General features: G+C 68.5%; 14 protein-coding genes. 1 reads left to right on the plus strand and 13 read right to left on the minus strand.

Going from position 1 to position 13,985, the window contains the following annotated elements:
• Positions 1-5: 5 nt before the first annotated feature.
• Positions 6-1,937: a sigma-54-dependent Fis family transcriptional regulator gene (locus GPA22_RS10280; RefSeq protein ID WP_343036008.1), complete on the minus strand. Its 1,932-nt coding sequence runs from the start codon at positions 1,935-1,937 to the stop codon at positions 6-8.
• Between the two features lie 435 nt (positions 1,938-2,372).
• Here GPA22_RS10280 and GPA22_RS10285 point away from each other — a divergent pair, with 435 nt between their 5' ends.
• On the plus strand, positions 2,373-2,879 hold the full coding sequence (locus GPA22_RS10285) for a dihydroneopterin aldolase (RefSeq protein WP_211169051.1): 507 nt from the start codon (positions 2,373-2,375) through the stop codon (positions 2,877-2,879).
• A gap of 90 nt (positions 2,880-2,969) precedes the next feature.
• Here the strand turns inward: GPA22_RS10285 and fae are convergent, their stop codons facing one another.
• The 12 genes from fae to GPA22_RS10345 all read right to left on the minus strand — a co-directional run bounded on the left by fae (position 2,970) and on the right by GPA22_RS10345 (position 13,963).
• The gene (fae, locus tag GPA22_RS10290; RefSeq protein ID WP_169255979.1) at positions 2,970-3,482 is read right to left on the minus strand and encodes a formaldehyde-activating enzyme; all 513 of its coding nucleotides are present in this window, start codon (positions 3,480-3,482) and stop codon (positions 2,970-2,972) included.
• Positions 3,483-3,580: 98 nt separating this feature from the next.
• On the minus strand, positions 3,581-4,498 hold the full coding sequence (locus tag GPA22_RS10295; protein ID WP_169255980.1) for a triphosphoribosyl-dephospho-CoA synthase: 918 nt from the start codon (positions 4,496-4,498) through the stop codon (positions 3,581-3,583).
• Positions 4,499-4,503: 5 nt separating this feature from the next.
• Positions 4,504-5,487, minus strand: a complete 984-nt coding sequence (locus GPA22_RS10300) for an ATP-grasp domain-containing protein (RefSeq protein ID WP_169255981.1) — start codon at positions 5,485-5,487, stop codon at positions 4,504-4,506.
• The gene (mch, locus tag GPA22_RS10305; RefSeq protein ID WP_169255982.1) at positions 5,484-6,500 is read right to left on the minus strand and encodes a methenyltetrahydromethanopterin cyclohydrolase; all 1,017 of its coding nucleotides are present in this window, start codon (positions 6,498-6,500) and stop codon (positions 5,484-5,486) included. Before mch ends, GPA22_RS10300 begins: the two co-directional genes overlap by 4 nt.
• On the minus strand, positions 6,451-7,629 hold the full coding sequence (locus tag GPA22_RS10310; RefSeq protein WP_169255983.1) for an ATP-grasp domain-containing protein: 1,179 nt from the start codon (positions 7,627-7,629) through the stop codon (positions 6,451-6,453). Before GPA22_RS10310 ends, mch begins: the two co-directional genes overlap by 50 nt.
• 14 nt (positions 7,630-7,643) lie before the next feature.
• Positions 7,644-8,555 (minus strand): NAD(P)-dependent methylenetetrahydromethanopterin dehydrogenase, encoded by a 912-nt coding sequence (locus tag GPA22_RS10315; protein ID WP_169255984.1) that lies wholly within the window; start codon positions 8,553-8,555, stop codon positions 7,644-7,646.
• Positions 8,556-8,610: 55 nt separating this feature from the next.
• Positions 8,611-9,654: a beta-ribofuranosylaminobenzene 5'-phosphate synthase family protein gene (locus tag GPA22_RS10320; RefSeq protein ID WP_169255985.1), complete on the minus strand. Its 1,044-nt coding sequence runs from the start codon at positions 9,652-9,654 to the stop codon at positions 8,611-8,613.
• A gap of 163 nt (positions 9,655-9,817) precedes the next feature.
• A complete protein-coding gene (gene cobD / locus GPA22_RS10325; protein ID WP_169255986.1) occupies positions 9,818-10,840 on the minus strand; it encodes a threonine-phosphate decarboxylase CobD in 1,023 nt (340 codons plus the stop codon).
• A gap of 17 nt (positions 10,841-10,857) precedes the next feature.
• On the minus strand, positions 10,858-11,148 hold the full coding sequence (locus tag GPA22_RS10330; protein WP_169255987.1) for a hypothetical protein: 291 nt from the start codon (positions 11,146-11,148) through the stop codon (positions 10,858-10,860).
• Between the two features lie 191 nt (positions 11,149-11,339).
• On the minus strand, positions 11,340-11,732 hold the full coding sequence (locus tag GPA22_RS10335) for a dihydroneopterin aldolase (RefSeq protein ID WP_169255988.1): 393 nt from the start codon (positions 11,730-11,732) through the stop codon (positions 11,340-11,342).
• A 168-nt stretch (positions 11,733-11,900) separates the two neighbouring features.
• Entirely contained in the window at positions 11,901-12,980 is a 1,080-nt protein-coding gene (locus tag GPA22_RS10340) for a rhodanese-like domain-containing protein (protein ID WP_169255989.1), read from the minus strand.
• Positions 12,981-13,168: 188 nt separating this feature from the next.
• On the minus strand, positions 13,169-13,963 hold the full coding sequence (locus GPA22_RS10345) for a MetQ/NlpA family ABC transporter substrate-binding protein (protein ID WP_169255990.1): 795 nt from the start codon (positions 13,961-13,963) through the stop codon (positions 13,169-13,171).
• Between the last annotated feature and the right edge of the window lie 22 nt (positions 13,964-13,985).

Below are 13,985 nucleotides of genomic sequence, written 5' to 3' on the forward strand. Positions count from 1 at the left end.
CATCCTCACTGGACCGGGAAGTCGCTGTGGGAGAGCGGGATGCGGAGTCGATGCAATCGGCGATACAGGGTGTTTCGACTGATGTCGAGGGCTTTGGCGACATTACTCACATTCCAGCGTTGTTGTTCGAGCAGGCCGAGCAACACCGCGCGCTCGCTGGCCTGAACCGGATTGAGCGCCGCCAATTCGTCGTCTCCGGAATCGCCACCGAGCTCGCTCCCCGCAACCGCTTCCGGCTCGCGCAGCGCCGCAGGCGGCACGGCCATCGGCTCCGGGCGCGCTGCAATGCGTTGCCGCAGGGCCGGCGGCAGGTCCTCGAGCCGCAACCGGTCGCCCGCCGCGAGCACGACCGCGGTCCGCAGCACGTGGCGCAGCTGGCGAAGATTGCCCGGCCACGGGTGACTCATCAGCAAGGCCTCGGCATCCGGATCGATCGTCATGCGCTGCCCCGCAGCCTCCTCCTGCAGGACCCGATACAGCAGCTCGCGCTTGTCGGCGCGCTCGCGCAAGGGCGGCAGCGACACCTCCAGGCCGGACAGGCGGTAATACAGATCCTCGCGGAACACCCCGTCGGCGACGAGCTTCGGCAGGTTGCGGTGACTTGCGCTGACGAGCTGGAAGTCGACGGGGATCGTCTCCTCGGTGCCGAGCGGCGAAATCTGGCGCTCATCGAGTACACGCAAGAGCCGGGCCTGCAGCGTCAGCGGCATGTCGCCGATCTCGTCGAGGAACAGGGTGCCGCGGTCGGCCTGCAGGATCTTGCCGCGCCGCCCGGTGCGCTGCGCCCCGGTGAAGGCCCCGGCGCGGTAGCCGAACAGCTCGCTCTCGATCAGGCTTTCGGGCAGCGACGCACAGTTCACCGCGACAAAGGCGCCCGATGCGAACGGGCTGCCCTTGTGCAGGGCGCGCGCGAATACTTCCTTGCCCGCACCGGTCTCGCCATGCAGCAGCACCGGGATCTGCCTGGCGATGACGCGCGCGGCCACGTTCAGCTGCGACAGGATGCGATCGTCGCCGAACGCGCATTCCGGCCCGCGGACAGGGGGCAGGCTGGCAACAACCTGCCTCGTGCCCGCGCGCTCGACGCTCGGCACGGACAGCGTCGCCGGCTCCTGCGCGACGACGAAGAAACGGTTCGAGCGCTGCGTGCAGAAGGTCGGCACCGGATGGAAGGAGCTGCGGGCGCTGCGCTGCAGGATGTCCGCCAGGGTCGTCTGGAACACCTCGTCGATCTTCTTGCCGCGGATCGCATGCACCGACGGGTAACCGAGCTGGAACAGCGCGCTGCGGTTGGCCGCGCGGATGCTGCCGTCGTCGGCGACGACCAGCTTGCCCTCGTGCAGCGTATAGACGAACTCCGGGCGGCTGTGGAAATGGACCGGGCACGCTTCGCGAAAACGCAGGTCGATGAGCCGGTTCTCGATCATCTGGGCGGTCATGCCGAGCAGCACCAGCGAGTGCTGCTGCATCAGCTGCGAGCGGCTGGTGACGTCGAGCACCGCGACGAGGGCGCCATCGGGGTCGAAAATCGGCACGGCCGAGCAGGTCAACGTCGTATAGACGCCGAAGAAATGGTCCTGCTGCCGCACCGCGACCGGCTCGCCCACGACGAGGCAGGTGCCCATGCCGTTGGTGCCGACCGTCGACTCGCTCCACACCGCGCCCGGGCAGAAGCCGACCTTGCCCATCTCGCGCGCGAACTCGGGCGCGGCGACCATGTGCAGGATGGTGCCTTCGGTATCCACCAGCACCACGGCCGACTCGCGGTCGCCGAGCTGCTGGTACAGGGTGGTCATTTCGAGTTTCGCGCAGTCGATGACATCGGCGGAGCGCTTTCTCCGCTCCTCGAGCGCACGCTCGGCGAGCACCGTCGGTTGCAGGGGCTTGTCGGGGTCGAGGTGGTAATCCTTGAGGCAGCGGGCCCAGGAACTCGTCACCAGGTCGGTGGTTCCGCTTCCACGGCCTTCAACCACCTCATGGACCCGGTGCGCGTGGCCCCGGGGCTCAAGCATCGACGACATCACAACGGTCTCCTCCTCCAAAAGCCTACGTCTCGTCCGCTGCCGGCGCAGGGTGTCTGACGCACCCCATCGACCTTCGCGGCCACCGTTTTCCCCGCCGAGTACCCGGGGACGCCCAGCGGGCGGCGATTTATTTTTGGGCAAATTACCCCATGAAGCATTTGGAGTATAAGCCGAGTTCGGCCGTGGCGAGGACGCAAAAGCGGATTCTTATATTCCGCACCGCAGCATCCTGCGCCGCTTTGTGACATGGCGCGAATCTCGCTTTGACCCGATCGGGTGACACAGGTTTTTCCCGTCGCATGTGGCACCCCCACTTCCCCCCCGAAAACCCTTCGCCGGAGCGCCATCTTGCACGCCACCCATCCCCTGCTGCGGCTGCCGACAGGCGCCGTGTCGTCCCCCGCCGGCGCACCCGCCGCCATGGACGTGATCTTCATCGACGGTTTCCGCGGCAACACGGTCATCGGCATCTGCGACAACGAATTGCACGAGCCGCAGCCGGTTCGCATCGATCTGGCCGCCGGCATACCGCGCGCGCTTGCGTGCAGCACCGACCGGATCGGCGACACGATCGACTACGGCGAGGTGCGCGCGGCGCTGCGCGAGCTGTTGCAGACGCATCGCTTCCAGCTCCTCGAAGCCTTCGCCGAGGCGATCTCGAACCTGCTCCTGACGCGCTTCGGCGCCCACTGGCTGCGGGTGGCGGTGACGAAGCCGGGCAAGTTCGACGACGTCGATGGTGTCGGCGTGGTCATCGAACGGACGCGCGCAGTGGCGGATCAGCTGCCGCGTCGCACCGCCGAAGTCCTGCACCTGCTCGGCACCGGGCTCGTGCCGCACCCGCGCACCGACTGAACGGCCGTCGCACGCAGCAAAAAAGCCGAAGGACGCCTTCGGCTTTTTTGCGTGGGCTTGGCCGCGCACCTCGCGGCCTGCCGCCATCGCTTACACGTGTGCAGCGAACGGGTGCGCCATCGAGGATTTCTTCGCGACCACTTCCGCCGCACTCGGCTGGCCCGCCACGGCCCGCTGGATCGACTCGCGCGTCGCCTGGTAGTTGTAGTCCTGGATCTTCTTGTCATCCTCGGCGAGCCAGTGGATGAAGACGCCGACGCAGAGGAACAGGTTGTCCGCCTCGTCCGCCGGAATCGTCCCGTCCTCGACGCTGTCGGCGACCGCCATCGCGACCCCGCGCTGTGCCGGCCCGAACATCTGCACGGCCTGCTTGGCGCCCTTGATCGTGACCTTGTTGAACATCACCGTCGGCGGTTTCGTCATCAGGTTGGGCGCGACCACCGCGAGCAGCGAGGTGAAGCCGTCCTTGTTGTTCGTCAGCGCGTGGCTGAACGCCGATTCCGCGGGGCTGCCGCGCGGCCCGATGATGAGGTCGATATGCGCAACCTCGTTGCCGTCTCCCACCAGCGACTCACCTACCAGCATGCGATCGATTTTTGCCATTGCATGTTTCTCCTTTGAGTGTTTCATCCGATGTCCCTCATCGGGGGGACACCGAAGTTCCGGACGTCGGAATGAACCCGATGTCGGAGCAGGTGAACTCACGTTTTATGCCAACTTTCGGCCACGCGCAGGCCAATTGCGTCCGGCCGCAGCAATGCACCCGCAAAAAGCGTGCAGACGGTCAGGTCCGCGCTCGTTCCGGGGTTGATTCCCGTGCTTTTCAGGCGCTCGTCCCACGCGGCGAACCCGGCCGACTCCCCGACGCCATGTTCACGGTGGAAGCGGCCGAGCCACGCGGCGGCCTCGGCGGTGACAGTCTGCGCCGCGGCAGGACCGAGTTTTCGCACAATGTGTGTATCGGGCCAGGTCGCGAGAAACGTGAGAAAAACCGATTGCACCGCGCGCGCGAGATGCTCGCCCGTCAGCGCTTCGGCGCCCAGCGCGGCGAGGCCGTGATCGAACACGTCGGCATAGCCGTTGGCATACTGGCGGGCGATGCTGTCGCGCCCGGCGGCGAGCGTCATGGCGGCGCGCAGATCGATCGTCGGCTCGTCCGCGACGTCCTGCTCGCCCGACTGCCCGAGCCCGCCGGGGTTCGCGAGGGCGATCGCGCGATAGGCGGCGCGCGCGTCGTCGAGATCGAGGTCCGCGAGCACCGTCTGCAGCGCGCCGCGCAAGGCGGCGGAATCGATGCACCGCGAAGCGTCCCGGCTCGCGACGGCCTCGAGCGCCGCCGCGATCGGCGCACACAGCAGCAGGATGCCCAGGTTGGTGTTGCAGCCGACTGCTGCGCGCGTCGCCGCGACCGCCGCCTCGATGCGCTCGCCGACGGGCACCCCGCGCGCGAACAGCGGCCCGGCGGACACCTCCGCGCTCGCGAGAAAGGCCTGCGCCTGCATGCCGTGGCCGCCCGAGTGGCGGCTGACGTTGCCGGGTTTGCGCACCGCGACGTCGAGCCCGCAGGCCCACAGGAACGCGGCCCGCCCGTGGGCGAGCCGTTCGTCGATCGCGTCCATCGCCGCTACCCCGCGCGCTCGAGCGCGTCGGCCGGCGACAGGGCGACGCCCAGGCGACGGCCGAGGAGATCGTCCACCATCGCCTGCGCGATGTCGAAACCCGTCACCGACTGCAGCCCCCGCCACGCCGCGACACCATTCACTTCGAGCACCTGTGCGCCGTGCGGCGCGCTTGCGTCGGGCACGAGATCGACCCCGGCGTAATCCATGCCGAGTGCGGTGGCGGCGCCTTCCGCAAGCGTCGCGAGCGTGGGCGTGACCTGCGCCGCCTGGCAGCGTGCCCCTTGCGCGACGTTCCTGACCCAGTGCGCGCTCACGCGCCGCATCGCCGCGACCGCCCGTCCGCCGACCACGAGCACGCGCCAGTCGAAACCCGGCGCGCCCGGCCCCTCGGGTTGCGGCACGAAGCGCTGCAGATAGGCGAGCCGGCCGTAGTCCGCGAGATCGGGCAGCGGCACCGGGCGGCCGTCGACGCAGCCGACGCGCTGCAGGCCCTTGCCCTGCGATCCGAACAGCGGTTTCAGCACGAGGCAGCGGCCGGCCGCCGTCTCGGCCATCACCAGCCGCCGCGCCTCGGCCTCCGACTCCAGTGCCCACGACGGCGGCGACGCGATGTCGGCGCGGTGCAGCAGGAAACTCGTCATCGACTTGTCGACGCTGCGCTCGATTGCCCGCGCATCGTTATAGACCGGCACGCCGAGCTCGCGCAGCGCGTGCAGGATGCCGAGCCGCTTCGTGACCTGTTCGAGGCTGCCGCCGGCGATGCCGCGCACGATCGCGGCCACCGGCAGCGTGCGCCCGAAGCCGGGGATCACGATGCCGGGGCCGGCCCGGGAGGTGTCGAAGCGGCAATCCTCGAGGTCCGCGCAGCGGCCTTCGTAACCGCGGCGCGCCAGCGCCCGGCGCAAACGGGTGGTATGCCAGCCCGTCTCGTCGGTCAGGATCGCCACGCGGGGGCGCCCGGGCGCCGAGAGGTCGAGGGGCGTCATGCCTCGTCCAGCCACAGACGCCGCAGCAAGCCCATGTCGAGCTTGCCGGCGTGCCACGTGCGCCCGCTCACAAGGCTGCTGACCCAGACCTCGGCCGGCGCGAACAGCGCCCCGTCGATGCGGTAGAAGTCGTATTCGTAGTCGCGGAAGATGTCGGCGAACGAGCGCCCGTAGTCGCGCGAAGTCGATGACGGCAGCTTGTGCGCGAGCTCGCGCGCCGCCTCGTCGTCGCCGGCGACCGTCAGGTGAACCTGGCCGCCGTAGAGGATCGCGTCGTTCGTGCGCCCCATCGCGACGCCCGCGTCCGGGCTCGGCGCCGGCAGCGGCGCGCGGGCGCTGCCGTCGACGATGTCGCCCAGCGCAAAACCCAGTTCATGCGCCTTGTGCAGCGCGACTTCGAGCACGCGCGCGACGACCTGTGTCGAGCCGGCGAGGCTCGTCGTCGGCGTCAGCACCAGCGTGAGCTGCGACGGTTCGAGGCCGCAGTCGCGCAGGATCTTGTCGATCACGACCGGCGGCGGCGCGCGGTCGACCTCGAGCACCAGCACGGCCGGGCCGACGCGGTCGCGGTAGCCGAGTTCCTCGAACAAGGGTTCCCGGCACGCGAGCGCGCGCGCCGGACCGGAGCCGAGCGAGAAGAACTTCCGGCCCCCGCCCTCCTCCTTGCTCGCCGAGAGGCTCCAGCCCGCGTACTGGCTCGCGAGGCACGCGAGCACCGGCTGCGAACTGGCGACTTCGACCCACGTCGGCCAGCTGCCTTCGCTACCGCCCTCGCCGCCCGACGCGAGGCGCACGCGGCCGAGCCCGCCCATGCAGATCTCGCCGACCGCGAGCCCCGCGGCGACGCTGCCGCGCGTGTTGATCCCGGCATCGACGATCGTGACGCCCGCATCCGTCCGCTGCACGTCGAGCCGCCACTCGTCCGCGCGGCCGATCAGCCGCGTGACGAGCGGTGCCGCGAGTTCATTGACACTCGAGCGCTCGGCCGCGAGCACTTTCGCTGCTTCGTTCATTCGCCTGCTCCATGAGGAAGGGTATCTGCCGGCGCCGCCGCGACAGCAGCGCCTCGACTTCGTCTGCATTGCCGCCGGCGGCTGAGACCGTGCACAGCGGCTCGCCGCGCCCGATGCTCGTGTCGCTCACCGGCAGGTCGTGGCACCACGTCTGCTGCGCAAGCACCGCCGATTCCGGCGCGCCGACGCTCCAGGCGCGCTGCGCGAACACGGTCTCGAAGCCGCGCATGTCCGCGGCGGCATGCCGTTCGGGCGCCGGCAAGCGGCCGTCGAGGCTCGCCTCGACGTGGGCCCGCAGCAATCCCTCCGGCAACGCGTCGGGATACAGCGCGATGCTCGCCGGCGGGCGGGGGTTGAGTTCGATCACGCGGATCTCGTCGTCGTCGAGCAGGAAGTCGAGCCCGTTCAAGCCGCGCAGGCCGAAATCGGCAACCAGCGCGTCGAGCATCGCCTCCAGCGCGCAACGGACGGACGGCGCGACGCCGACCGGCCCGATACAGCCGTGGAACACGAAGGGACGCCCGCAGAACGGCCGCACGATCTGCATATTGACGCCGACGAGCCGGCTGCGGCGGCCGTCGGCCACGAAGAGCGCCGACATCGGCGCGCCCGCGGCGATGCGCTGGTAATAGATCGAAGATTCCGCGTCGGCATCGTCCGGACGCGCCGCACGGACGTCCCAGCCGCCGCTGCTCGCCGCGTTCTTGCGCAGCCAGCCACGCGGCGACGGTGGACGCTCGCAGCGGGTCTGCGGGTGGGGGATGCCCAGCGCCGCGAGGCGCCCGTAGAACTGCGCCGGATCGCGCACGCGCGCGGCGACCTCGGGTGGATTGCCCGCGAGCGGCAGCACCGCCTGCCCTGCCGCGAGGAGTTCCGGATGTCCGTCGAAGCCGCTCCCCGCCACCCACGCCTGCGCCCCCGCGGTGCGGGCACGGCCCAGGGCGTCGACCAGCGCGTCGCCGTCGATCACGAGACTCGCCGCGTCCCCGATCGGCAGGCACACTTCCGCTACGCGGCGCGTGTCGCGATCCGCGAAGAGATCCAGCGCGATCACCCGATAGCCGCTGGCGCGCGCCGCCTCGGCCAGCATGCGCGCCGAGAGTCCGGCGACGGCGAGCAACGGGGGCACGCGCGGCTCCGCCATCACTGGCCGTCTTTCTCGGCGATGACCTCGCGTGCCATCGCGAAGGCTTCGCGGAAACCGAGATAGACCGCTTTGTCGCCTTCGCGCATCGAGCGCAGCAGCCGGTGCTCCACCTGATACTTGACGTTGCCGATCGCGAGCGCGCCGATGCCCACGCCCCGTCCTTCGGGCAGCTGCTTGCCGTCGTCCATGACGCCGACCCCGGCGATCCCCTCGGGCGGCACCGCATTGACGTCCGCCGCGACGAGCAGCTGGGCGGCGGCCGCGCGTTCCGCTTCCGAGACGACCTGGACGCCGGCCACCGACGCCGCCAGCACGATGTCGGCCCCCGCGAGTGCCGCGCGGCGTGCCTCCGGCGTGCTCGCATCGGCACCGGCCAGCACGCAGCCGAAGCGCTGACCGGTCTCCGCGGCAGCGGCCTCGGCCGACGCCAGCTTCGCGTGATGGCCGAGCGACACCTCCGCACCGAGCCCCGCGGCGAGGACGCCGGCGATGCGCCCGACCGTGCCGGTACCGCCGAGCACGAGCACCCTCTTCCCGGCGAAGCTCGTGTCATGCGCACGCTGCAGCTGCCGCTCGACGCAGGCAACCAGAGCCGCCGCGGTCGTGTAGGAGCCGCTCGGATCGGCCATCACCGACACTTCGAAAGGCGGCACCATCGCGGCACGCGCCGTCTCCAGCATGTCGGACGCGAGCATCACGTTGCGCCCGCCGATGAAGATGCCGGTGGCCTTCACGCCCTTCGGTCCGCGCGAGAAGATCGCGTCCTGCGTAAGGCCGCGGATCTCCGCGGCGCTCACGTCGCAATAGGGCACGACCACGTCGTAGCCCGCGTCGACCGCCATGTTGATGTCGAACGGGCTCATCTGGGCGGAAGGGGTGAACATGTGGAGGATGTATCGGGCTGGCATGGGGTCCGTCCGTGGCGAAGGAAAATCGATAAAAAGGGAACGGCCGGAAGCGCGATCAGGCGCTGCCGCGGCCGTCCCGAGGAGCAGAAGGTCGGTCGTCGAGCCGCGCACCGTGGTTGCGCCCGGCCACGACGACCAGCCGCAGCGCCGGATCGACGACGCCGGCCGCGCGCGCGGCGGCGACGGCCTCGGCGCAGCGCTCCGCCGACGGCAGGATCGCGAAGCCGGTCGGCCCCCACGAGCTCTGCCCGATGCCGGCGCAATAGCGCGGGCGGATCCACTCAAGCACGCGTTCGACGGCCGGGCTGGTGTACATCGAGCCCCCCTGCGCCGGCGCGAAGTAGTCGCCGATGATCCGCTGCAGCGTCGACACGCCCTCGGCGAACGGCTCGAAGTCCGCCTCCATCGTGCCGGGCAGCACGCGCATCACGACCTGATGGCAGAGCTCGGCAGCCAGCTCGCGCGGGAAAGGCGCAAGGCGGTCCATCGCGACGCGCTCGTCGGTGCCGTGCAGGCCGTCGCAACGCTCGTCGAGCACCAGCAGCACCCGCCAGGCTTGCGGGAAGGCGATGCGGGCAAGCAGCGGCGGCGTCGCGCCTGCAGCCCCCGGCCCACCGTCGAGCAGCAGCCCTCCCCGGTCGAAGCCGGCGATGCCGACACCGGATCGACCGCCCCGCGCCAGCAAGGCGGCGATGCGCCGGGTGTCGAGGTCGAGCCCGTGACAAGCGCCGAACGCGCGCCCCAGCGCGAGCGCGAGCTGCGTCCCGGAGCCGAAGCCGGCGTGTGCGGGCGGGCCGCCATGCAGCACCACGCGCACGGGCGTGTCCGCCCCGGTCTCGGACCGCAGCGTCGCCAGATGCCGCGCGATGCGCTCACGGACGTCGTCGGCGCAACCGGCAGGCACCACGATGGCGTCGTGCGCCGCAGCCGACACGCTCACGCGCGTGCTCATTCCGTCGATGACGAGGCCGAGGCTCGCGAAGCGGCGGCCGAGCGAGGCGTTCGGGTCGAGGAATCCGAGATGCAGCCGCGCCGGCGCGTCTACCAGGGCTACGGCGGGGGCGGCGGAGATCGACGATGCGCATGAGGCAAAGGTCATCGGTATTCCCTGTGTCGCGGTGGGTTCCCTGCCGGAAAGCAAGGTCTACGCGATCCACAGCAAACTCCGGGCCACAGCCCCGCCGCCTCCGAATCGGGGGCTGCACGCCGCTGCGGTGTTGCCGACGGGACACTTTGTCACGCGGCTGACACCGGGCCTGCGCCTACATGCGGCGATCCCGCGCTTCGGCCAACGCGGCCGCGAGCCTCTCCCACGAGGTCTCCGAGTCGGGAAGTCCGAACCGGATCAGCGCGTGGTCCCTGAAATACCGGGTCAGGATCCCGGCCCCGGCCAGGACGTCGTGGACTTCGCCCGCGCGCGGTGAAGAGACCGTTGCGAACAGCGGCGTCGCGCCCATCACGCCCATCGGTTCGAGCATCTGCACCAGGCGCTGCCCGGCTTCGCGCAGCTGCCGGCGCATGTCGCCTTGCCATGAACGATCGGACAACGCCAGCCGTGCGACCTCGCGCGAGGGGCCCGCAATCGTCCACGGCCCGAGCCGGAATGCCAGGCGCGCGCGCAAGTCCGCCGACGCGAACAGGAAGCCGACCCGCGCGCCGGCCAGACCGAAGAACTTGCCCAGCGAGCGCAGCACGATCAGGTTCGGCGCCGCATCCGAACCGGCGACGGCGGCCAGGCTTTCCTCCGGATTCACATCGATGAAGGCTTCATCGACGACCAGGACGCCGCCGCGCGCCCTGAGCGCCGCGGCCGCCTCCAGCAGTTCGGCGCCGCCGTAGCGTTGCCCCGTGGGATTGTTGGGATTGCAGAGCACGATATGCGGCGTGCCGGCGGCCAGTGCGCCGCGCAGGTCGCCGGCAGGGTGCAGGCGAACCGCGTGCCCCTGCGCCCTCCATGCATGAGGGTGTTCGTTGTAGAGCGGCGACAGGCAGGTCACCGAACCGTGCGGGAAAAGCTGCGGAAGCGCCTGTATCGCGGCCTGCGATCCGGCCACGGCGAGCCCGTTCCGGCTCTCGTAGTAGCTAGCGGCGGCGGCCTCGAGGCCGTCGTCCTCTTCGGGCAAACGCGCCCACGAGCGGGCGGAAAGCGGTGGCACCGGCCAACCGTAAGGGCTCACTCCGGTCGACAGGTCGAGCCAATCGGACAGGGGAATGCCGTAATGGGCTGCAGCCGCCCGCAGCCTGCCCCCGTGCTCGGGAGCCTTGGTGCCCGGGTCGTTCGCCATGCCCTCGCCTTCCCTGCTCATGCCGCGGCGGAACAGCGCATCGCCGCGAGCTGACGGCTCAGCTGCGCCAGGCGGGCATGGATGCCCGGATCGCTGACCTTCAACACAAGATCCGCACAGCGGTGGAGGTCCTCGTCATCGGGCGCGACCCCGCAGCTGATGGCAGTTTCCAGCCGCTTCAACGACAACCGCCGGTGCCCGAGATCGAGACTGTGCCGCAGCAGGGCCACGGCGGCCGCCTTGCGTTGCGCCTCGTCCTGCGCGCCGGCGAAAGCCTCCTTCAGCTTCTTTGCGGCATCCCTGGTCACCGTGTTCTCCTGGAGGTCATGCTGCCGGGAATAAAAAGGAAAGACGCCGCACGCGAGGGAAAGTGGGGTTGAGAGGGAGAGTGACCTTCGCGTGCTTCCTGGCATCTTTCCATAAACGGAATTCATTCTTGTCGGGGCCGTGATCGGCCCGGGGATATGGGGTCGGGGGCTGATCGGTTTTTGAATGGGAATCAGGCCGCCTGCTGCAGCGGGAAAGGCGCCTGGGCGACGTATTCGTCGTACTGGCGTTCGATCATCACGCCGACGCGCCCCACTCCTTCGAGCACCTGGGGCTTGTGCACCGACAGGCTGATCCAGCTCGGACGGAACTCCTCGAAGATCACGCCCGCGAGCGAGTCGGCAAGGTGTTCCAGCAATGCGAAACGACGCTCCGCGAGGTACCCGCGCAGTCGCCCGACCAGTTCCGCGTAGTCGATCGTGTCCTCGATGCGGTCGCTGCGCGCCGCCCGTCCGCCGATGCCCAGGCGCAAGGTGATCGACACGGGCTGCGAACCGACCAGCTCGTGCGGATAGATGCCGACCTGCGCGTCTGCGTGAATATCGTCGATGAAGATCTGGTTCATGTCGGTTCCCGGTGGGTGTTACGAAAACCGACGATAAATCAGCGCTGGGGCCTTAACTTGTCGGAATACGACAGGTGCGATCAATCGCGCGACGTGACCCGACCCGGAAATGTAAATCGCCGGGGGCACAACTCATCACGAGTTTGCACAGGCTGCATTAGGCTTGTATTAGCCAAACTCCGCGGGCAGCGCCATCTGTTGCCACAAGAGCATGCCACCGTGGAGGTTGGCGACCTTTGCGAGGCCCGCCTCGCGCAAGATCACGGTCGCTTGCCCCGAACGCATGCCCGAGTGGCACACGGCGATCACCGGCCGGTCGCGGGGGACTTCGTCGATCCGCCTGGTGAGTTCACCGAGTGGAATCGAACGAGCACCGGGGATCTTCCCGAGCTGACCGTCGATTTCTTCACGTTGGCGTACATCGAGCACGCAAAGTACATCGAGGTGCTGCGCCACCCACTCCGGATCGATTTCGAGCAGGCCGGCATAAGTCTTACGGACCGGCCCCCAGTCGGCCGGGGGAGACACCTTGCCGTCCTCAGGCATCCCACAGCGCAAATTGGCTGGTACTGCGACGGCGATCTGTTTGGGATGCGGCAGGTTCATGTTCTGCATGAACCCGACAAAATCCCGTTCGTCCGCTTGGCCGCCGATACGCGGGTTGTGCGCCTTTTCCTCGCCGACCGAGCTGACGGTGCGGCCGCTGTAGTCGTGAGCAGGGTAGATCAGGCAATCGTCGGGCAGAGTGAAAATCTGCTCCGTGATCGAGTGGAACATCCGGCTGGCGTTGCCCTGCTGAAAATCGCAACGCCCGGCAGCGCGGATAAGCAGGCAGTCGCCGGTGAAGGCCAGGCAGCGGTCGTCGGTGACGAAGGTCAGGCAGCCGTCGGTATGCCCCGGTGTAGCCCGAACTTCGAGATGGCGATGACCGAAATCGACACGGTCGCCGTGTTCGAGCACCAGATTGGCCTCCGATACGGAGGCTCCATAGCGCTTCGAGATGCCGATCAGACAGCCGGTGGCATGCTGCATCAGCCAACTACCCGTCACGTGATCGGCATGGCAATGGGTATCGAGAGAAGCAACCAGCGTCAGCCCGAGTTCCTGGATCAGTGCCAAGTCACGGAGATGCTGTTCGAACACGGTATCGATGATGACTGCGTGGCGGGTCGTCAAGTCCCCCAGAAGGTAGGTGTAGGTGGACGACACCGCGTCGAACAGCTGCCGAAAAATAAGGTTGCCGTACATCGATGAAGATCTTCCAGGAACGCGACGAGGCCGTTGATGGAACGACGTGAACATGCCCGTTCAACCATAGCTTGCGCGCAACCCGATTTTCAAGCAGCGCGAGCGTTTCCGCTGGAGTTGCTCGGCGGCCTGGTTTCCAGCACGTTCCTTGGGCAGCACGGGCCCCACACGGGGCCCGGCCCGAGCCGTCAGAATGCCGGCACCACCGCGCCCTGGTACTTTTCGGCGAGGAACTTCTTCACTTCGGGGGACGTGAGCGCCGCGGCCAGCTTCTTCATCGCCGGGCTGTTGGCATTGTCTTCCCGCGCGACCAGCAGGTTGGCGTAGGGCGAGCTGGCGTCTTCGATGAACAGCGAATCCTTCACCGGGTTCAGCTTGGCCTGGATCGCGTAGTTGGTGTTGATCAGGGCGAGGTCGACCTGGTTCAGCACGCGCGGCAGCGTGGCTGCCTCGAGTTCGCGGAACTTCAGCTTCTTCGGGTTGGCGACGATGTCTTTGGTGGTCGCGATGATGTTGTTCGGATCCTTCAGCGTGATCACGCCCTGTTTCGCCAGCAGCAGCAGTGCGCGGCCCGAGTTGGACGGGTCGTTCGGCAGCGCCACGGTGCCGCCTTCGGGCAGCGCGGCGAGCGACTTGTGCTTGAGCGAATAGCCGGCGAACGGCTCGACATGGACCTTCGTCACGACGGTCTGGATGTCGTTCTTCTGCTTCTTCTTGAACTCGTCCAGGTAGGGCTTGTGCAGGAAGAAGTTGCCGTCCACCCGCTTCTCGTTCGTCTGCATCGAAGGCTGCACGTAGTCGGTGAAGACCTTGACTTCCAGTTCCACGCCCTCCTTCGCCAGCATCGGCTTGACGAACTCCAGCAGCTCGGCGTGGGGCACGGGGGTGGCGGCGATCACCAGCTTGTCGGCAGCGTGGGTCGTCGCGGCGAAAGCGAAGGTGCCGATGGCGGCGCACAGCAGTTTGCGGATGGTCAGGGTCATTAAAGGCTCCTCGTAGGAAAGG

This window comes from Aromatoleum toluvorans (assembly GCF_012910905.1).
GTDB classification, from domain to species: domain Bacteria; phylum Pseudomonadota; class Gammaproteobacteria; order Burkholderiales; family Rhodocyclaceae; genus Aromatoleum; species Aromatoleum toluvorans.

Coding starts and splice junctions, on each gene's coding strand:
- GPA22_RS10335 (WP_169255988.1), bottom strand. CDS start 11,732: ATGAACCAGATCTTCATCGACGATATTCACGCAGACGCGCAGGTCGGC.
- GPA22_RS10300 (WP_169255981.1), bottom strand. CDS start 5,487: ATGACGCCCCTCGACCTCTCGGCGCCCGGGCGCCCCCGCGTGGCGATC.
- fae (WP_169255979.1), bottom strand. CDS start 3,482: ATGGCAAAAATCGATCGCATGCTGGTAGGTGAGTCGCTGGTGGGAGAC.
- cobD (WP_169255986.1), bottom strand. CDS start 10,840: ATGGCGAACGACCCGGGCACCAAGGCTCCCGAGCACGGGGGCAGGCTG.
- GPA22_RS10295 (WP_169255980.1), bottom strand. CDS start 4,498: ATGGACGCGATCGACGAACGGCTCGCCCACGGGCGGGCCGCGTTCCTG.
- mch (WP_169255982.1), bottom strand. CDS start 6,500: ATGAACGAAGCAGCGAAAGTGCTCGCGGCCGAGCGCTCGAGTGTCAAT.
- GPA22_RS10320 (WP_169255985.1), bottom strand. CDS start 9,654: ATGACCTTTGCCTCATGCGCATCGTCGATCTCCGCCGCCCCCGCCGTA.
- GPA22_RS10345 (WP_169255990.1), bottom strand. CDS start 13,963: ATGACCCTGACCATCCGCAAACTGCTGTGCGCCGCCATCGGCACCTTC.
- GPA22_RS10315 (WP_169255984.1), bottom strand. CDS start 8,555: ATGCCAGCCCGATACATCCTCCACATGTTCACCCCTTCCGCCCAGATG.
- GPA22_RS10340 (WP_169255989.1), bottom strand. CDS start 12,980: ATGTACGGCAACCTTATTTTTCGGCAGCTGTTCGACGCGGTGTCGTCC.